Genomic DNA, 19,347 nt, shown 5'->3' with positions numbered 1-19,347 from the left:
AAAGACAACATATAAAAAGTAGTGACAATATATATAACCATATGAAGCTTATATGCTCATATATATTGTTATTAATAAGAGTGTACTACCCTTACGAGGGGCGCTGGCTCAACAGTGTTAAGTACGAATTTTTTCTACTAAAAAGGTAGGTATGTCATGGCAGAGCAATTTGCTAAAGCTTGGGAAGATTTTGCTGCAGGTGAGTGGCAAAGCGAAGTAAACGTTCGTGATTTCATTCAAAAGAACTACACGCCGTATGAAGGCGACGAGTCTTTCCTAGTTTCTGAAGGTACTGAGGCGACTAATACGCTTTGGGCTTCGGTAATGGAAGGTATCAAACAGGAAAACGCAACTAAAGCACCTGTAGATTTCGATACTTCTGTTATCTCTACCATCACTTCTCATGATGCGGGCTACATCCAAAAAGACCTTGAAACAATTGTTGGTCTACAAACTGAAAAACCACTAAAACGTGCAATCATCCCTAACGGTGGTGTACGTATGGTTGAAGGTTCTTGTAAAGCATACGGTGAAACTCTTGACCCGATGGTTTCAAAAATCTATTCAGAATACCGTAAAACGCACAACGCTGGTGTTTTCGATATCTACACGCCTGATATCCTAAAATGTCGTAAGTCTGGTGTTCTGACTGGTCTTCCTGATGCTTACGGCCGTGGTCGTATCATTGGTGATTACCGTCGCGTAGCACTTTACGGTATTGATTTCCTAATGAAAGACAAAGCGGCTCAATTCGCTTCTCTACAAGAGCGTTTCGAGAACGGCGAAGATCTTGCAGCTACAATGCAACTGCGTGAAGAGATCTCTGAGCAACATCGTGCTCTAGGTCAAATCAAGCAAATGGCAGCGACTTACGGCTTCGATATCTCTGAGCCAGCTCAATCTGCTCAAGAAGCGATTCAGTGGACTTACTTCGGCTACCTAGCTGCTGTTAAATCTCAAAATGGCGCTGCAATGTCTCTAGGTCGTACTTCGACTTTCCTAGACATCTACCTAGAGCGTGATATCGCTGCTGGTAAAATTACAGAAGACCAAGCTCAAGAAATGATCGACCACTTCGTAATGAAGCTGCGTATGGTTCGTTTCCTACGTACTCCTGAGTACGATGAGCTATTCTCTGGCGACCCAATCTGGGCAACAGAGTCTATGGGTGGTATGGGTATCGACGGTCGTACGCTAGTAACGCGTTCGAACTTCCGTTTCCTTAACTCTCTATACACAATGGGTCCTTCTCCAGAACCAAACATCACTGTTCTTTGGTCTGAGCAACTGCCTGACGGCTTCAAACGTTTCTGTGCGAAGGTATCTATCGATACCTCTTCTATCCAGTACGAAAATGATGACCTAATGCGTCCTGACCTTGATTCTGATGATTACGCAATCGCTTGTTGTGTATCACCAATGATCGTTGGTAAGCAAATGCAGTTCTTCGGCGCTCGTGCTAACCTTGCAAAAACTATGCTTTACGCAATCAACGGCGGCGTTGATGAGAAGCTTAAAATGCAAGTTGGCCCAGTTGGCGACAAGATCACTGACGAAGTACTTAACTACGATGACGTAATGGGTCGCCTAGACACATTCATGGACTGGTTAGCTAAGCAATACGTGACTGCACTAAACAGCATCCACTACATGCACGACAAGTACAGCTACGAAGCGTCTCTAATGGCTCTTCATGACCGTGACGTTCGTCGTACTATGGCTTGTGGTATTGCTGGTCTGTCTGTTGCTGCTGACTCACTGTCTGCAATTAAGTTTGCTAAAGTGAAGCCAATCCGTGATGAAGACGGTATCGCAACTGACTTCGAAATCGAAGGCGATTACCCTAAATACGGTAACAACGACTCTCGTGTAGATGATATTGCTTGTGAACTAGTTTCTACGTTCATGAACAAGATCCGTAAGCTTAAGACTTACCGTAACTCTATCCCTACACAGTCAGTTCTTACTATCACGTCTAACGTGGTTTACGGTAAGAAAACAGGTAACACTCCAGACGGTCGTCGTGCTGGCGCTCCTTTCGCTCCTGGTGCAAACCCAATGCACGGTCGTGATGAGAAAGGCGCTGTAGCTTCACTAACGTCTGTAGGTAAACTACCGTTTGCTGACGCACAAGATGGTATCTCTTACACGTTCTCTATCGTGCCAAACGCATTAGGTAAAGAACAAGACAGCCAACGTGCTAACCTTGCAGGCCTAATGGATGGTTACTTCCACCACGAAGCTGGCATTGAAGGTGGTCAACACCTTAACGTTAACGTTCTTAACCGCGAAACTCTAGAAGACGCAGTTAAGCACCCAGAGAAATACCCTCAGCTAACAATCCGTGTTTCTGGTTACGCTGTACGCTTCAACTCTCTGACTACAGAGCAGCAAGCTGACGTAATCGCACGTACATTTACTGAGTCTCTATAAGCTCACGCTAAATAGATAAGTAAAATGATATTAGCCCCGCCAATGTGCGGGGCTTTTTTATATCACCCAGAAATTTATTATTTCGTCTTCACTATACGAAACGTCAGATTGAGCAAAAAACCCGTCATCTATTCACTTTTTTTTCACACCTAAACTCTAATTACGGTACTATCTTGGTTCATAATTTAAGAGTAACTGCTCCATGAAATACCTGCGTTGTTTACCCCTGATCCTTCTCTCTTTTTCATCTTTAGCATCTGAGCGTTCTACGCTAACTTTCGCTTTAGATAATGATGGTATTTTTGGTGTCGACCAAGACTATACCAATGGCTTATTTCTGGGTTACACATCGTCAAGTATTACGCCATACAATTGGGTGAAACCATTGAGTCTTTCCTACTGGGGCGCAAGCTCTCTAGATAAATGGGAAATCACCATTGGCCACAAGATGTATACGCCTTCTGATATTGAAGCAGAAGAACCTCTTGCCAATGATCGCCCATACGCAGGTTACCTGCATACAGAATTCAACTACATCAGCTTGAACCCACAACAAGCTCAACGTTTTAACATCACGTTTGGTACCACAGGCGAACGCGCACTGTCTGAAGATGCTCAAAAGCTGGTTCACTCGATCACGAAATCAGATGAGCCTATGGGTTGGGAATATCAAGTTGATGATGAGTGGGCGGGGAGCGTTGGTTACTTAAGTCATTTCAACCTAATGCGTAATCAAGCACTAGCAAATACAGACTTCGAGATCTCTAACGTTTCAGAAATTAATGTGGGTAACTTTAGAAGTGATATCCAAACAGGCTTCATGTTCCGTTGGGGTACCGACTTAGGTGGTAACTTTGGCGCGGCTAACATCAGCACTGAAAACCCATTTAAAGCTGGCATGATTGGCGCATCCAACACAGGTTGGTTTACCTATGCTGGCCTTGAAGGACGTTACCGATTTAACGACCTCACTATCGAGGGTGACCGCTCTGGGATCGAAGATAATTGGCCAAACCCTGAACAATACGATGTCACTCTAGAGAACATCCAAGCGACAGCCGTACTGGGTTTTGCTTGGTATAACCAATACGTTGGTGCCTCCTTCGCGCTAACGGCAAAAACACCGGATTACGAAGAAGCGAAAGAATCAATTTACACCACTGGTGGCATAACTATGTTTGCTTTCTTCTAACCACCAGCAAGGGCTTTCGTCCTTTACTTTTCCAGTTTAATAAAGGCAATCATCTTCACAGGTGATTGCCTTTCTTTTTAAAGACCTCGTTACCATTTGACCCTATTTTATGTACCGTTTTTGTAATAAAATAAACGGTATAAATTCCTCTACGAGAATAGCTCATGTCTACAACTGGTCGCATTCACTCATTCGAATCTTGTGGTACCGTCGATGGCCCTGGTATCCGCTTCATCGTGTTTCTTCAAGGCTGCTTAATGCGTTGTATGTACTGCCATAATCGCGATACATGGGATCTTCATGACGGAAAGGAAGTAACGGTCGAAGAGATCATCAGCGAAGCAAAATCATACCGTCATTTCATGAAAGCCTCTGGTGGTGGTATCACCTGTTCTGGTGGCGAAGCGATGCTACAACCTGAGTTTGTTCGTGATTTTTTCCGCGCAGCTCAAGCTGAAGGCATTCACACTTGTCTTGATACTAATGGCTACATTCGTAAGCACACAGAAGTGGTTGATGAAGTACTCGAAGCCTCTGATCTAGTGATGCTTGATCTTAAACACATGCGAGATGAGATTCACCACGATTTCATTGGTGTATCGAATAGACGTACTCTGGATTTCGCACGCTACCTGCACAAAATCGGTAAGAAGACTTGGATTCGCTATGTGATTGTTCCTGGCTACACGGATACGCCTGAAGATGCTCATCTTCTTGGTGAGTTCATCAAAGACATGGATAACATCGAGAAAGTAGAACTGCTTCCATACCACAAACTTGGTGCTCATAAATGGGAAGCGCTGGGTTACGACTACCCGCTTGAAGGTACAAACCCGCCAAGCAAAGAAAAAATGGATGAGATTGTCGCTGTTCTTAGTCAGTACCATTCAAACGTAAAATACTAATACTGCTAAAGTTCGAATAAAGACGGTGCTCAACCTCTATTTTAAACGCCTCAATTTCGATTGGGGCGTTTTGTTTTATGGTTATACCAATCGTAGTAAATAACTGGTCATCCTAACTGGTTAAAACGCTCAATAACTGCGTTAGAAATTTTGATTGTAGAATAACTACTTATCGACACTCTTTGTCTAATAGAGCCGCCTTGTTCTCAAGCCTTTTTCCTGCGCTATTTATGATCACTTACTTACTGTGATTGGTATTAAAACTATCCTTTCACTTTTCTTTACAACTTTTGTTTATCAATTCAAAAAATCATATTAAATCCGTGTTGAGATCATGTTTCCACTCGTAGGAATGCTGTTACTCTTACTGCAACAAAAGAATACAACATTTAGTTTTTTAGTGAGGCTCCTCCCATGGAAATGACCAATGCTCAGCGTCTAATTCTATCAAATCAATATTACCTAATGTCTCAAATGGATCCTGAGAACTCAGCTAAATACCAACGTCTACAAACAGTTGTAGAGCGCGGTTACGAACTTCAAATGCGTGAACTGAACAAAGAATTTGGTTGTTTGACTGAAGCAGAATGTCGCGAAGTTATCGACATCATGGAGATGTACCATGCCATGCAAGAGTCGAACAAAATGCTAGCAGAACAAGAGCGTGCTGAAGTTGATCAACGCCGCCTACAGTTCCTAGGTTTTGATATCGCTTCTGAAGCACAAATCGTACATTACGTGCGTTTCCTTGTTGATTCTGAAGGTCTTTACCCTCAATTCGACAAAGCAGATCACCACTTCAACAGCCAAATGCCAATGCTAGATAAATACCGCCGTATGCTAACAACATGGCGCAATTGCCCTCGTCAGTATCACCTATGTGCAACAGAGCTATCTCAAATCTTTAACGCTTAATACTTTAAGACATAAGCTTTAACTTGGCTTATAACAGTTTCAAAAAAAGGGTTACTCATCATGAGTAACCCTTTTTTAATGTTCGTATTTAAACAGACAAAAACAAATAACTAGAAGACGTAAGCAACACCGACGTTAGCAGCCATGTTAATGCCACTTTCAAGTATTGGGCTGTTCTCAATGTCACCTTCAAGGTTGGTATAACGAACACCGCCAGTCACTCGGATATTTGGCGTCACGTGTAAATAACCACCTAAACCAATAAAATACTGACCGTCCCAGTCTGCATCGAATTCATCCAAATTGGTTCTCGCCGCTTCTGATGAGCTCACTCCATACAGGTGATTATTCAAACGTTCACTGTTATAGGCATAGCCAATAGAGGGGGTAATCGCCCAACCATTGCGACGAATCGGTAAACGCCATGCCGCTTCCGCATAGATACCATTGTGCCTAAACCCTAAGTCAGAGCCTGCTGTCGCTTCAAACATACCCACCAAGGTGATCACTTGGTAGCTGATACCACCTAACACTGATGCTTTACGTTCATCTAATTTTTGAATATCAACGTTATCAGAATCACCCGGCTTTAATGTTCTCGAATCATAAACCGCTCGAAACACGATATTCTGTGGTGAGCCCGCTGGAAGTAAGCGATAGCCCGCACTGAATCCACGCATGAAAAAGTGCTCGCCTTCATAGCCAACCATAGGGATCACCGCTCGATTTGAAGGAGTGTCTTTATAGACCGCTGGAGAATAAGAAGCTGCAACGCCAAGTGACCACTGTGAGATTCTCGCGTGTACGTTTGTCGTTACTAATATTGCGGCACCGATGACGACCGTTTTTAACCAATTATTCTTCACTTTCTCTACCTATTTTTTAAGCAATTTTTGATAACGCCGCGCATTATATGGCATTCCATTCCAAAAAATCAATAAGACTCAGTGATACATCTAATACACACAAATCCACAGCAAGAATTATAAAGCGTCCTAAAATCACAAAACAAACGGCTAGCGAACCTCGAATACAAAATAATTTGATTCGACTTGCCTCAAGTTGCCTATTGCTTTCGTAAGCCTATTCACACGCAAAATTGTAAATAAATACATAATTGTTAAGCAAAATTGTGGAAGCGGGTCTAATCTTAAAATGTAGGGAGAGCCTATTTTTCAATCGCTCATCAGTTTTGACTGGTTAACAAGGGGAATGTGACTATGAGTATTTTTGACCACTATCAATCACGTTATGAAGCAGCCAAGGAAGAAGAGCTCACATTGCAAGAGTTCTTAGGGCTGTGTAAAGACGATAAAAGTGCTTACGCTAACGCTGCTGAGCGCTTACTACTGGCCATCGGCGAACCGGAGGTTATAGACACCGCTCAAGACCCCCATCTAAGTCGTATTTTCTCGAACCGTGTCATATCGCGCTACAGCGAATTTAAAGATTTCTATGGCATGGAAGATGCGATTGAACAGATTGTTTCTTACCTAAAACACGCTGCACAAGGCTTAGAAGAACGCAAACAGATCCTTTATCTACTTGGCCCTGTGGGTGGTGGTAAATCTTCTCTTGCTGAAAAGCTAAAAGCACTGATGCAAAAACTGCCAATCTATGTGCTGTCTGCTGATGGTGAGCGAAGCCCTGTAAATGATCACCCCTTCTGTCTGTTCGACGTAAACGAAGATGGAGATCTTTTGAAAAAAGAGTATGGAATAGAGAAGCGCTACATACGCTCTATCATGTCACCTTGGGCAGCTAAACGCCTCCATGATTTCGGTGGCGATATTTCTAAATTTAAAGTCATCAAACTACGTCCTTCAATCCTCGACCAAGTTGCGATCGCGAAGACCGAGCCGGGTGATGAAAACAACCAAGATATCTCTTCACTTGTAGGTAAAGTCGATATTCGTAAACTTGAGCATTTCTCTCAAGATGATCCGGATGCCTACAGCTACTCTGGTGCGCTTTGTAAAGCCAACCAAGGTGTGATGGAATTCGTGGAAATGTTCAAGGCGCCAATCAAAGTCTTGCACCCACTACTGACCGCCACGCAAGAAGGTAACTTCAACGGTACCGAAGGGCTTTCTGCGCTGCCGTTTGATGGCATGATTTTGGCTCACTCGAATGAGTCAGAGTGGCAAACTTTCCGTAACAACAAGAACAATGAAGCCTTCCTTGACCGTGTCTACATTGTAAAAGTTCCTTACTGTCTACGCGTCTCTGAAGAAGTGAAGATCTACCAGAAATTGCTTGAGCACAGTGAACTCTCCAATGCACCATGTTCACCAAGTACACTCGCTCTGCTATCGCAATTCAGCATCCTTTCGAGACTGAAAGAACCTGAAAACTCTTCTCTGTTCTCAAAAATGCGTGTTTACGATGGTGAAACCCTTAAAGACACCGATCCAAAAGCGAAGAGCTATCAAGAATACCGAGACTATGCCGGCGTTGACGAAGGCATGTCTGGGCTATCAACGCGTTTCGCCTTTAAAATTCTGTCTCGCGTGTTCAACTTCGACCAAGCCGAAGTGGCGGCAAACCCGGTTCACTTGTTCTACGTTATTGAACAACAAATCGAACGTGAGCAGTTCCCTCAAGAAACCGCCGAGAAGTACCTTGAGTTCTTGAAAGGATACTTAGTACCGCGTTACGTAGAGTTCATTGGTAAAGAAATTCAGACTGCTTACCTAGAGTCTTACTCTGAGTACGGACAGAATATCTTCGACCGTTACGTCACCTACGCTGACTTCTGGATTCAAGACCAAGAGTACCGTGATCCAGAAACAGGACAGCTATTTGACCGTGCTTCTCTGAATGCTGAACTAGAGAAAATCGAGAAAACAGCTGGGATCAGTAACCCTAAAGACTTCCGAAATGAGATTGTGAACTTTGTGCTTCGTGCCAAAGCCAACAATAACGGTCAAAACCCAGTTTGGACGAGCTACGAGAAACTGCGCACTGTGATTGAGAAGAAAATGTTCTCCAACACAGAAGAGCTACTTCCTGTTATTTCGTTCAATGCTAAGACCTCAACGGATGATCAGAAAAAACATGACGACTTCGTTGCTCGTATGATGGAAAAAGGCTACACCGAGAAACAAGTTAGGTTGCTATCCGAGTGGTACCTAAGAGTTCGTAAATCCTCATAACCAAACTGTATTGAGCTGTTCAAGTGAGCAGCTCGTACTAATCAATAACTTTATAACCCAATAACTCTTATACCCGAATAAAAAGTAGGATCGTGACATCAGCTGAGAGGGAGTTCTATGGCACAATTTATCGATCGGAGGCTCAATGGCAAGAATAAGAGTGCTGTAAATAGACAGCGCTTCTTAAGACGCCATAAAGAGCAAATCAAAGAATCTGTGGCCGATGCAGTCAACCGACGCTCAATCACCAATACTGAAACGGGTGAAGACGTTACTATTCCTCATAAAGACATCAAAGAGCCTAGCTTTCACCAAGGCCAAGGTGGCATAAGAGAGCGCGTTCACCCAGGTAATGACCAGTTCATCACAGGCGACAAGATCGAACGCCCTAAAGGTGGCGGTCAAGGTGGCGGTTCAGGTCAAGGTGATGCAAGCCCTGATGGTGAAGGCCAAGACGAATTTACCTTCCAAATATCAAAGGATGAGTACCTAGACATTCTCTTTGAGGATCTAGCTCTACCTAATCTAGAAAAAAATCAGGTCAATAAAATCACGGAATGGAAGATACACCGCTCTGGTTACCAAAGCGCGGGGATTCCATCCAACATCGCCATTGTCCGATCTCTACAACAATCTCTCGCTCGCAGAACGGCGATGACAGCGGGTAGAAAGCGTGAATTGAATGTACTGATGGAGCAGCTCGACCAAGTTAAAATGACTGAGCCTGCACAACCCTTTGAAGAAACACGTCTAAAAGAAGAGATCGCCGAACTGCGTAAACGCATTGAGAGCGTGCCATTCATTGATACCTTCGATTTACGCTACAAAAACTATGAGAAGCGCCCTATTCCATCTAGCCAAGCGGTCATGTTCTGCTTAATGGATGTGTCGGGTTCAATGGACCAAGCAACCAAAGACATCGCTAAGCGCTTTTATGTGCTGCTCTACCTGTTCTTGAACCGTACTTATGAAAACGTCGATGTGGTGTTTATTCGTCACCATACTCAGGCTAAAGAAGTCGACGAGCATGAGTTCTTCTATTCGCAAGAGACTGGTGGCACCATCGTTTCTAGTGCACTGAAATTAATGAAAGAGATTGTCGCAGACCGTTATCCTGCTAATGAGTGGAATATCTACGCTGCACAAGCTTCTGATGGAGATAATTGGGCTGATGACTCCCCTCGCTGTAAAGAACTGCTGGTCAATACGTTATTACCGACTTGCCAATATTACTCTTACATCGAGATTACGCGCCGTTCACACCAAACACTTTGGCATGAGTACGAGAAGCTAGAAGCGAGCTTCGATAACTTCGCCATGAAGAACATTAAAACGGTGGATGATATTTTTCCTGTGTTTAGAGAACTGTTCCAGAAAGAGACAGCGTAAGGGGGCTTGCCATGACAGCGAAATCAAACGTTGCAGAAAAATCAAACATTGCCGATAGAGACAAGGCGACACAGAAGAGAAACGACAAGATGCTGCCTGATGGTCCAGATTGGACGTTCAACCTCTTAGAGCAATATCACGTAGAAATTAAGCGTGTGGCGCAGCATTACCGTTTAGACACTTACCCGAACCAGATTGAAGTGATTACCTCTGAGCAGATGATGGATGCTTACTCGAGTATTGGTATGCCCATCAACTACAACCACTGGTCTTTTGGTAAGAAGTTCATCCAGACAGAGCAAAACTACAAACACGGCCAAATGGGCTTAGCGTACGAAATCGTGATCAACTCAGATCCGTGTATCGCTTACTTAATGGAAGAGAACACGGTCACCATGCAAGCGTTAGTAATGGCGCACGCCTGTTACGGCCATAACTCATTCTTTAAGGGTAATTACCTGTTCCAAACTTGGACGGATGCAAGCTCGATTATCGACTACCTCTTGTTCGCGAAAAAATACATTACCGATTGCGAAGAAAAATACGGTGTAGCTGAAGTCGAGAAACTTCTCGATTCTTGTCATGCACTCATGAACTACGGCGTAGACAGATACAAACGTCCAGAGAAGATTTCCATTGCGGAAGAGACAGCAAGACAAGAAGAACGTGAAGCTTATCTGCAATCTCAAGTGAATGAGCTTTGGAGAACCGTTCCTCAAAACAAAAGCAAGGAAGAAGAAACCAAGATACGTTTCCCTAGTGAGCCTCAAGAAAACATTCTCTACTTTATTGAGAAGAACGCTCCACTGCTTGAACCTTGGCAACGTGAGTGTGTTCGTATTGTTCGCAAGGTAAGCCAATACTTCTATCCTCAGAAACAAACGCAAGTAATGAATGAGGGCTGGGCAACCTTCTGGCATTACACCATTCTTAACCACCTTTACGACGAAGGCTTGGTGAGTGATAAGTTCATCTTAGAGTTCCTACACAGTCACACCAGTGTGGTTGCTCAACCCGCCTACAACAGCCCTTATTTCAGTGGGATAAATCCTTATGCACTTGGCTTTGCGATGTTTAGAGACATCCGACGCATCTGTGAAGAGCCAACCGATGAAGATAAGGAGTGGTTCCCTGAATTAGCCGGAAGTGATTGGTTAGAGGCCGTGCACTTTGCGATGCACAACTTCAAAGATGAAAGCTTCATCAGTCAATACCTTTCTCCAAAGATCATACGTGACTTTAAGTTGTTCTCAGTACTCGACGACGACCGTAAAAACACCATTGAAGTCAGTGCGATTCACGATGATCCGGGCTATCGCCTGATTAGAGAAAAGCTCGCGGCACAGTACAACCTAAGCAATCTTGAGCCGAATATTCAGGTGTTTAATGTCGATGTTCGTGGTGATCGCTCAATGACACTGCAATATGTGCCTCATGACCGTATCCCGCTAGATAAAGGCTACGATGAAGTATTGAAACACCTTTATCGTTTATGGGGCTTTGATGTAATTTTGGAAGAACTCAAAGACACAGGTCATAGAGAAATATTGACCACCTGTCCGAAACGAAATGATTATGGAGCCAAGATTTAATGCTAATCACAATAAATAAGTGATTGGTATAAGACTCCGCTCCCCCTACAACATAGTGGTTAAACCCGCTCGGAAGTGGAGCAATAAAAAAGCGCATAAGTCTGATGACTTATGCGCTTTCTTTTTTAAGGCTCAAACATCTTCAATAGGTACTAAACCTAGAACTAGATACTAGAGATAAGGCTGAATAAGCTTAAACAATCGGCTTTTGGCCGCGTTCAATCAGCTTCATCAGCATGCTGTCTGCAGATTTACCTGCAACGCCTGCTAGCTTATCTGAAAGCTTTTTCTTCTGTACGTAGTGAATCGCTAGAACTGTTTTGTCCTTACATGCCGCTACGACTAAATCATCAGAAGTGCTGATCTCATCCACCAGCCCAAGTTCATGCGCTTGTGTACCAAACCAGTGCTCACCGGTTGCTACTTTTTCAAGATCTAGCGCAGGTCGGTGGTCACGAATGAAGTCTTTAAACAAACCATGAGTTTCCTCTAGCTCCTCTTTAAACTTCTCGCGTGCTTTATCGCTGTTCTCACCAAACATAGTAAGCGTGCGTTTGTACTCACCCGCTGTTAGCTGTTCGAACTCAATATCGTGCTTTTTAAGCAGCTTATTGAAGTTTGGCAGTTGAGCGATAACACCAATAGAACCAACAATAGCAAAAGGTGCAGATACGATTTTGTCTGCGATACATGCCATCATGTAACCGCCACTGGCTGCGACTTTGTCTACCGAGATAGTCAGAGGCAGACCTGCCGCTTTGATACGGTCAAGTTGAGAAGACGCCAAACCATAGCCATGAACCATGCCACCGCCAGATTCCAGCTTAAGCAATACTTCGTCACCTTCGCGAGCAACAGCCAGAACCGCTGTTACCTCTTCACGTAAAGAAGCCACTTCTTTAGCATCAATGCTGCCATTAAAATCGAGAACGAATAGGTGTGGTTCACGCTTGCTATCAAGCTCACCCTCTTTCGCTGCTTTCTTCACTTCTTTGCCACGTGATTTTACTTTTTCTTTTTCCGCTTTCTTTTCTGCTTTATCACGTGCTTTGATGAAAGCATCATCATGCAAATGGTGCTCTAGCTGTTCAATCGTTTGTTTGTGGTGCTCAGATAGGTTCGTGATTTCCAGCTCACCTTTAATTGCGCTTGATTTTCCACCCACAGATTTAGCTATCACTAAAATTGCAATGATGGCGATTACAACGGTCGCAATCTTGGCTAAAAACAAGCCGTAGTCCAACAAAAATTCCAATGTCATATCCCCTATTGTATGAATTAGTGTATTGTAACCATCTTGTCACGATTACCAAGAATTTCTCATCATTCCTGCGATTATCTGTGTGATTAAACATCAATGGAATGACGAACATAATAAAAGAAAGAAGGATAAGCACAGTGGATTACCCAATCTCTACAGATGCCCTCAAAGATAAAGTAATTTTGGTTACAGGTGCCGGTGCTGGCATTGGTCGCCAAGCCGCACTAAGCTTCGCTCAACATGGTGCAACTGTCATTCTGTTAGGCCGCAATGTCAAAAACCTTGAATTGATTTACGATGAAATCGAAAGCGCTGGTTACCCACAGCCTGCGATTATCCCATTGGATTTAAAAGGCGCGACAAAGCAGAACTACATCGACATGGCTGAAACCATTGAATCACAGTTCGGTCGTTTAGATGGTCTGCTGCATAACGCAGGTGTGCTTGGCACGTTAAGTCCATTCGATCAAATCGATGAAGAAACGTTTGATGGCGTAATGCAAATCAACGTTAAAGCTGAATTTCTAATGACTCAAGCGTTACTGCCTGTCATTAAGAAAGCGGAAGCGGGTCGTATTGTCTTTACTTCTTCAACGGTTGGTCACTCTGGCCGCGCGTTCTGGGGTACTTACGCGATTTCAAAGTTTGCTACAGAAGGCATGATGCAGATCTTAGCCGATGAGCTTGAAGGTACCGATATCCGTGTTAATGCGATTAACCCAGGCGGTACTCAAACACGCATGCGTGCAAAAGCGTACCCAGGTGAAGATGCGAACAAACTAAAAACGCCACTCGACATCATCCCGCTGTATCTACACTTAATGAACCCAAGTGTGACAGACATTAATGGCCAATGTATCGACGCTCAACCTAAGTAGTTGATATTATAACCAATAACAAGAAGTCGCTTTAATAGCGGCTTTTTTTGTATCTAAATCAAACATCTAGCAGTTAGTTCTCCGAATTTTCGTCATTTCTCTTTGCATCTTTTTCATTGTCAAATATACTGTATAAATATACAGGTATTTAATTATGCATGAACTAATAAAAAACTTACAAGACCGCCAGTTAATCTGGAAAGGATTACAATCAACAACGCTAGGAAGTACCACTTCGACAGGCTATCCTCAATTGGATAAACAGCTTGATGGAGGCTTCCCGACGCACGGCGTTATTGAGGTTGAATCACAACAAGGGGTCGGCGAACTTCGTCTACTCACGCCTTATTTAGCTCAACAAAACTCACAAAAACTGGCCATTTTCATCAACCCACCGGGGAAGATCTGTGCCGAGTTTTTCAACGACCAAAACATTCCACTAGAGAATATCCTAGTCATCCAACCTCAGCGTGATCTCGATGCATTATGGGCCGCAGAGCAGTGCCTCAAAAGTGGTGCCTGTCATTCTGTTTTGCTATGGGGAGCGGATCTAGAAATACACCAAACCAAGCGCCTGCAAGCGGCAAGCGAAACGGGCAAGTGTCTGCAATTTCATTTTAAAGCCACCAGCCATAACCAGTTATCCCTACCCGTTTCTTTAAGCATGAAGCTGTCTTCTCACGCCCAAGGGTTAAAGATTGAGGTCACGAAAAGAAAAGGCAGTTGGTCGTATGGCAGCTTTGTTCTGGACATGAGCCAGAACTGGCCGTTACTCACAGAAAAAGTCATCAATGAAAACAGTTCAACTCACGCTTTGTCTAGTAACACGGTACTGGCTTTCCCTATTGCGAAACAAGGCTAGCGGATGTTGTGGCTTTATCTGCACTTCTCATCGCTGCAATTGGATACCTTGTTTAACTCTAATGAATTGAAAGCGAATGAAGAATCACACGATCAACCTCTTATCATCGTCGATGAGAAAGATCATCGTGTGCTGCAAGCTAACCAAGCTGCGCTGCAATCAGGTATCACACTCGGCATGGGGCTAGGGTCTGCGGCCGCGCTTTGCCATAACTTACACGTCCACCCTTACAGCATTGAGCTAGAAAAAAGTAAGCTGAAAGAGATTGCTCAATGGGCTTATCTGGTCACTTCCGACATGGCGTTACTGCCACCCAATGGATTATTGATTAAAGCCTCTAACATGTTGTCGCTTTACGACGGGCTAGATAACTACTGGCATGAACTCAAAAGCCATTTAGAAACGCTCAATATCCAGTTCAGTTTTGCCACAGGTTATTCGCCGCTTTCTGCAATCCTTTTAGGCAAGCAATCCATCAACCAAGCGACGAACAATGTTGAGCAGATGAAAGCTTGGGTTAACCAACAAGCGCTGAGTTCAAGCGAACTTCCTGCTAAACAAGTTGAGCGCCTGAATCGTGTTGGTATCAATGTCGTTGAAGACTTATTGAAACTGCCTTTGCAAGATGTCGCGCGCCGCTTTGATATCGACTTGGTGAACTATGTGGGTCGTCTTAATGGGCAGTTCAAGCACCCGATTGATTTCTATCACCCACCAGAGAGTTTCCAACAATATTTGGAGCTGCTGTTTGATATTGAAAACATCCTTTTCATCGAAAAGCCTTTGCTGAAATTGTTGAATCAGCTCGAGTGCTTTTTGAGGTTACGTGACCGAGTGGCTTTCGAGTTAACGCTGACTTTGCATCTAAGAGATAAAGACGATCATCATGTTTCTTTCTATTCAGCGCAGGGCGATTATCTAGCAAGTAAATGGGCGAACCTCACGCGTCTAACCTTAGAGTCACTGAAGATCACAGCACCGGTTCAGGGGCTGACTCTATCCTTGGTTCGTCATGGAGAACCGCTAGTCGCCTACCATGATCTTTTCGATGGCAATACCGGAACGCTTGCTGCGCTAGATTTGCTCTCGCTGCTTCAAGCAAAGCTCGGGCAAGCTTGTATTCAGACTCCCAAAATACTGCACGATCCTAGGCCAGAAAAAGCTAACCAATATTCACTGCCGACACTGGGGAATACGCTAAAAAAGGGACAAATTTCCCAAGAGGTCACGCAACAAACTGCGACAACTCCCAACATCAGCCAACAACGACTCCGACCGAGTATTCTATTGCCCGAGCCCGAAGCCTTAACCGAGAGCATCACTTTATCTCAAGGCCCTGAGCGCATTGTTTCTGGATGGTGGGATGGCGAGAAAATCATTCGTGACTATTTTATTGCTCACAGTGAAAACGGTCGATGGCTATGGGTATTCAGAACACCCGATAAACAGTGGTTCTTGCACGGTTTGTTCAGCTAGTCAGTTTAGTAAGTCGTTCTTGCCACTTGCTTCATTTAAACATCCCTTTTCAATCATGTTCATCCGCAATGATTAAGTGAGATTACGTTATGTCTCAGCAATACTCAGAGCTCTTCTGCCAAAGTAATTACTCCTTTCTAGAGGGAGCTTCGCATGCGGAAGAGCTTGTTTTACAGGCCGACTTCTTACGCTACAAAGCACTCGCTGTTACCGACGAGTGCTCGGTGGCGGGCATCGTTAAAGTTCACTCTGCGATCAAGCAACATAAACTGTCGCTCAAGCAAATTGTCGGGAGTATGTTTTGGTTAAATGAAGAGTGCCAAGTTGTCTTGTTATGTCCGAATAGAAAGGCCTACGCCGAGCTGTGTCGTATTATTACCAATGCGAGACGTCGTAGTAGCAAAGGACATTATCAACTCTCTGAGTGGGATATCATGTCGGCTAAACACTGCTTCATTCTTTGGCTTCCTCAACAGAAAAATGAAGACGCACATTGGGGGCAGTGGCTTTCTCAACACCATTCTGGTCGATTGTGGATTGGCTTACAACGACACCTAAAACAAACCGACCAGCAATACACGGATTACTGTGTTGAGCTGTCACAACATCACCAACTTCCTATTACGGCCTGTGGTGGTGTGCTGATGCACAACGCTAATCGCTTACCCTTGCAGCATTCACTCACTGCGATCAAGTACCAACGTCCCATTACTGAAGTGGGCAGTCACTTACTCGCCAATGCCGAGCGCTGTTTACGCAGCATCAATAAGATCTCTCATATATTCAAAGCTGAATGGCTAGAAGAAAGCAACCGAATCTCTGAGCTATGCAAATTTGATTTAGACAGCTTGCGCTACGAATACCCGAGCGAGCTGATTCCTCAAGGTGAGACACCCATGAGTTATCTACGCATGTTAGTCGAAAAAGGAAAACGAGATCGCTTCCCGCAAGGCGTGCCTAACAACATTCAACAAATCATTGAGAAAGAGCTCGGGCTGATTGACGAGCTTGATTACCCTTTCTTTTTTCTCACGATCCACGACATCGTCATGTTTGCCAAAAGCCAAGGGATTCTTTACCAAGGTCGAGGTTCAGCGGCCAATTCCGTGGTCTGTTACTGCCTAGAGATCACCTCTGTCGACCCAAGACAGATCTCAGTGCTGTTTGAACGCTTCATCAGTAAAGAACGTGATGAGCCGCCGGATATTGATGTCGATTTTGAGCATGAGCGCCGTGAAGAAGTCATCCAATACATCTACAAAAAATACGGTAGAGAACGCGCAGCGCTTGCCGCGACTGTCATTTCATATCGCTTCAAAAGTGCGGTAAGGGATGTCGGCAAAGCTTTAGGGCTACAGGAAACCCAGCTGGATTACTTCATTAAGAACACTAATCGCAGAGATAAAAGCTTAGGTTGGCAGGCTCAGTTAACTCAATTAGGACTACAACCTGACTCTTTGAAGGGTCAGCAGTTTATCCATTTGGTTAATGAAATTATCGGCTTTCCACGTCACTTATCTCAGCACGTTGGTGGTTTTGTGATCTCTTCTGGACCTTTGTATGAACTGGTTCCCGTCGAAAATGCGGCGATGCACGATCGAACCATCATTCAATGGGATAAAGATGATCTTGAAACCTTGGGGCTACTTAAGGTCGATGTACTTGCTCTTGGTATGCTTTCTGCGATTCGTAAGTGCTTCGATCTGATCAAACGCATTCATGGGCGATCACTCACCATCGCAGAGATCACTCGCCTCAAGGATGACCCTCAGGTTTACGGCATGATTCAACGAGCAGACACGGTCGGTATCTTCCAAATTGAATCACGCGCGCAAATGAGCATGCTGCCAAGGCTTAAACCGAAGACTTATTACGACTTGGTGATTCAAATCGCTATCGTTCGTCCTGGGCCTATTCAAGGCGATATGGTGCATCCGTTTCTAAAACGCCGAGATGGTATTGAGCCAATCAGTTATCCATCTAAAGATGTGGAGTCGGTACTGTCGCGCACCTTAGGTGTTCCAATCTTCCAAGAGCAAGTGATTAAGCTTGCGATGGTGGCTGCAGGATTCACAGGTGGGGAAGCAGACCAACTCAGACGCGCGATGGCGGCTTGGAAGAAAAATGGCAACGTCTTTAAGTTTAAAAACAAACTCATCGAAGGCATGCAAAAACGCGGCTATGAAACCGAGTTTGCTGAACAGATCTTTAAACAGATATGCGGTTTTGGTGAATACGGGTTTCCGGAAAGCCATTCTGCTTCATTTGCGGTGTTGGCCTATTGCTCAGCTTGGTTGAAATGTTACTACCCAGAGTGCTTTTACGCGTCTTTGTTGAATAGCCAACCTATGGGATTCTATAGCCCATCGCAGTTGGTACAAGATGCGCAGCGACACAATGTGAAGGTACTACCTGTGTGTGTGAATGCCTCACAAGATGATCACACCGTGAACTCTCACCAGAATGGTTTGGCGCTCCGATTAGGGATGAGGCAAATCAAAGGCCTAAGCGAACATGGAATTCAGAGTATTCTCGCCAATCGTCCACGCTCCGGTTATCGCCATCCGAGTCAGGTTAAACAGCTGTCGATCAATAAGAAGGACATCGAATTACTCGCCTCGGCCAATGCGCTGCACAATGTTTCCGGTGATCGCTTCCAGACGCGTTGGACACTGATGGACTCCGCTTCTGACCTGCCTCTATTTCGTCAGGCTTACGACAAGGTAGAGCACGCTTTGCATAAGCCCAATGAGATGCAGGAGCTACTGGAGGATTTCACCAGCGTTGGCGTATCGTTAAACAAGCACCCTATCACCTTGCTAGAAGAAGCTAACCGACTTGGTCGGTTCACCCCTATGAAAGATTTAAAACAACAGAGACACAAATCCATGGTCACGGTTGTTGGTTTGGTCACTGGCAAGCAGTCACCCGGCACCGCAGCCGGTGTCACCTTTGTCACATTAGAAGATAACACAGGCAATATTAACGTTGTGGTATGGGGAGCCACCGCACGCGCACAGCAGCAAGCTTATCTGACAGCGAAGGCTTTAAAGGTGCAAGGAGTCTTAGAGAAGGAAGGTGAAGTCGTGCATGTGATTGCGGGGAAACTTATCGATATTACCGATGAAATTGTTGGCTTGAACACAAAATCACGAGATTTTCATTAGCGCTTCAAATAGCCCTTTCATAAACACCAGAAAAGGAAAAGGGAGGCATCAGCCTCCCTTCAATTCAAATCGTTGAGTTAGGACTCAACTTCAGCTTCCGTACGTCTTTTCTTAAATTCCCT

At 44.4% G+C, this 19,347-nt stretch carries 13 protein-coding genes; 11 read left to right on the top strand and 2 right to left on the bottom strand.

The features are described 5' to 3' along the window. Positions 1-156: 156 nt before the first annotated feature. The 4 genes from pflB to BCT49_RS17675 all read left to right on the top strand — a co-directional run bounded on the left by pflB (position 157) and on the right by BCT49_RS17675 (position 5,445). A complete protein-coding gene (gene pflB / locus BCT49_RS17690) occupies positions 157-2,433 on the top strand; it encodes a formate C-acetyltransferase (RefSeq protein ID WP_017107258.1) in 2,277 nt (758 codons plus the stop codon). Between the two features lie 202 nt (positions 2,434-2,635). Beyond that, the gene (locus BCT49_RS17685) at positions 2,636-3,625 is read left to right on the top strand and encodes a lipid A deacylase LpxR family protein (protein WP_102437055.1); all 990 of its coding nucleotides are present in this window, start codon (positions 2,636-2,638) and stop codon (positions 3,623-3,625) included. 164 nt (positions 3,626-3,789) lie between these two features. Further along, positions 3,790-4,530: a pyruvate formate lyase 1-activating protein gene (gene pflA, locus BCT49_RS17680; protein WP_102437053.1), complete on the top strand. Its 741-nt coding sequence runs from the start codon at positions 3,790-3,792 to the stop codon at positions 4,528-4,530. A gap of 414 nt (positions 4,531-4,944) precedes the next feature. Next, entirely contained in the window at positions 4,945-5,445 is a 501-nt protein-coding gene (locus BCT49_RS17675) for a YfbU family protein (protein WP_102437051.1), read from the top strand. A gap of 110 nt (positions 5,446-5,555) precedes the next feature. On the opposite strand, the gene BCT49_RS17670 is transcribed toward BCT49_RS17675, so the two are convergent. Continuing rightward, a complete protein-coding gene (locus BCT49_RS17670) occupies positions 5,556-6,311 on the bottom strand; it encodes a MipA/OmpV family protein (protein WP_102437049.1) in 756 nt (251 codons plus the stop codon). Positions 6,312-6,665: 354 nt separating this feature from the next. On the opposite strand from BCT49_RS17670, the gene BCT49_RS17665 reads away from it, so the two are divergent. The 3 genes from BCT49_RS17665 (at position 6,666) to BCT49_RS17655 (ending at position 11,581) form a co-directional block, all read left to right on the top strand. Further along, complete coding sequence (locus tag BCT49_RS17665) at positions 6,666-8,600, top strand: PrkA family serine protein kinase (RefSeq protein ID WP_102437047.1); 1,935 nt, start codon at positions 6,666-6,668, stop codon at positions 8,598-8,600. 117 nt (positions 8,601-8,717) lie between these two features. Further along, positions 8,718-9,989, top strand: a complete 1,272-nt coding sequence (locus BCT49_RS17660) for a YeaH/YhbH family protein (RefSeq protein WP_102437045.1) — start codon at positions 8,718-8,720, stop codon at positions 9,987-9,989. Between the two features lie 11 nt (positions 9,990-10,000). Beyond that, positions 10,001-11,581 (top strand): SpoVR family protein, encoded by a 1,581-nt coding sequence (locus tag BCT49_RS17655; protein ID WP_102343851.1) that lies wholly within the window; start codon positions 10,001-10,003, stop codon positions 11,579-11,581. 193 nt (positions 11,582-11,774) lie between these two features. Here the strand turns inward: BCT49_RS17655 and sohB are convergent, their stop codons facing one another. Next, the gene (sohB, locus tag BCT49_RS17650; RefSeq protein WP_198595877.1) at positions 11,775-12,842 is read right to left on the bottom strand and encodes a protease SohB; all 1,068 of its coding nucleotides are present in this window, start codon (positions 12,840-12,842) and stop codon (positions 11,775-11,777) included. 137 nt (positions 12,843-12,979) lie between these two features. Between sohB and BCT49_RS17645 the strand changes: the two genes are divergently transcribed. The 4 genes from BCT49_RS17645 (at position 12,980) to BCT49_RS17630 (ending at position 19,225) form a co-directional block, all read left to right on the top strand. Further along, positions 12,980-13,720: a YciK family oxidoreductase gene (locus BCT49_RS17645; protein ID WP_029225624.1), complete on the top strand. Its 741-nt coding sequence runs from the start codon at positions 12,980-12,982 to the stop codon at positions 13,718-13,720. Between the two features lie 154 nt (positions 13,721-13,874). Next, positions 13,875-14,582: a translesion DNA synthesis-associated protein ImuA gene (imuA, locus tag BCT49_RS17640; protein WP_102437043.1), complete on the top strand. Its 708-nt coding sequence runs from the start codon at positions 13,875-13,877 to the stop codon at positions 14,580-14,582. A 3-nt stretch (positions 14,583-14,585) separates the two neighbouring features. After that, positions 14,586-16,058 (top strand): Y-family DNA polymerase, encoded by a 1,473-nt coding sequence (locus BCT49_RS17635; RefSeq protein WP_102437041.1) that lies wholly within the window; start codon positions 14,586-14,588, stop codon positions 16,056-16,058. Positions 16,059-16,147: 89 nt separating this feature from the next. Continuing rightward, a complete protein-coding gene (locus tag BCT49_RS17630) occupies positions 16,148-19,225 on the top strand; it encodes an error-prone DNA polymerase (protein ID WP_102437039.1) in 3,078 nt (1,025 codons plus the stop codon). Positions 19,226-19,347 lie beyond the last annotated feature (122 nt).

The sequence above is a fragment of the Vibrio lentus genome (assembly GCF_002875945.1).
Classification (GTDB): domain Bacteria; phylum Pseudomonadota; class Gammaproteobacteria; order Enterobacterales; family Vibrionaceae; genus Vibrio; species Vibrio apostichopi.
The sequence above is the reverse complement of the archived record's forward strand: the minus strand, read 5'-3'. Positions and strand labels throughout refer to the sequence as shown.

Excerpts from the sequence above, each read along its gene's own strand:
- BCT49_RS17635 (WP_102437041.1), top strand. The coding sequence starts at position 14,586 with ATGTTGTGGCTTTATCTGCACTTCTCATCGCTGCAATTGGATACCTTG.
- sohB (WP_198595877.1), bottom strand. The coding sequence starts at position 12,842 with ATGACATTGGAATTTTTGTTGGACTACGGCTTGTTTTTAGCCAAGATT.
- BCT49_RS17655 (WP_102343851.1), top strand. The coding sequence starts at position 10,001 with ATGACAGCGAAATCAAACGTTGCAGAAAAATCAAACATTGCCGATAGA.
- imuA (WP_102437043.1), top strand. The coding sequence starts at position 13,875 with ATGCATGAACTAATAAAAAACTTACAAGACCGCCAGTTAATCTGGAAA.
- BCT49_RS17660 (WP_102437045.1), top strand. The coding sequence starts at position 8,718 with ATGGCACAATTTATCGATCGGAGGCTCAATGGCAAGAATAAGAGTGCT.
- pflA (WP_102437053.1), top strand. The coding sequence starts at position 3,790 with ATGTCTACAACTGGTCGCATTCACTCATTCGAATCTTGTGGTACCGTC.
- pflB (WP_017107258.1), top strand. The coding sequence starts at position 157 with ATGGCAGAGCAATTTGCTAAAGCTTGGGAAGATTTTGCTGCAGGTGAG.
- BCT49_RS17685 (WP_102437055.1), top strand. The coding sequence starts at position 2,636 with ATGAAATACCTGCGTTGTTTACCCCTGATCCTTCTCTCTTTTTCATCT.
- BCT49_RS17675 (WP_102437051.1), top strand. The coding sequence starts at position 4,945 with ATGGAAATGACCAATGCTCAGCGTCTAATTCTATCAAATCAATATTAC.
- BCT49_RS17630 (WP_102437039.1), top strand. The coding sequence starts at position 16,148 with ATGTCTCAGCAATACTCAGAGCTCTTCTGCCAAAGTAATTACTCCTTT.
- BCT49_RS17665 (WP_102437047.1), top strand. The coding sequence starts at position 6,666 with ATGAGTATTTTTGACCACTATCAATCACGTTATGAAGCAGCCAAGGAA.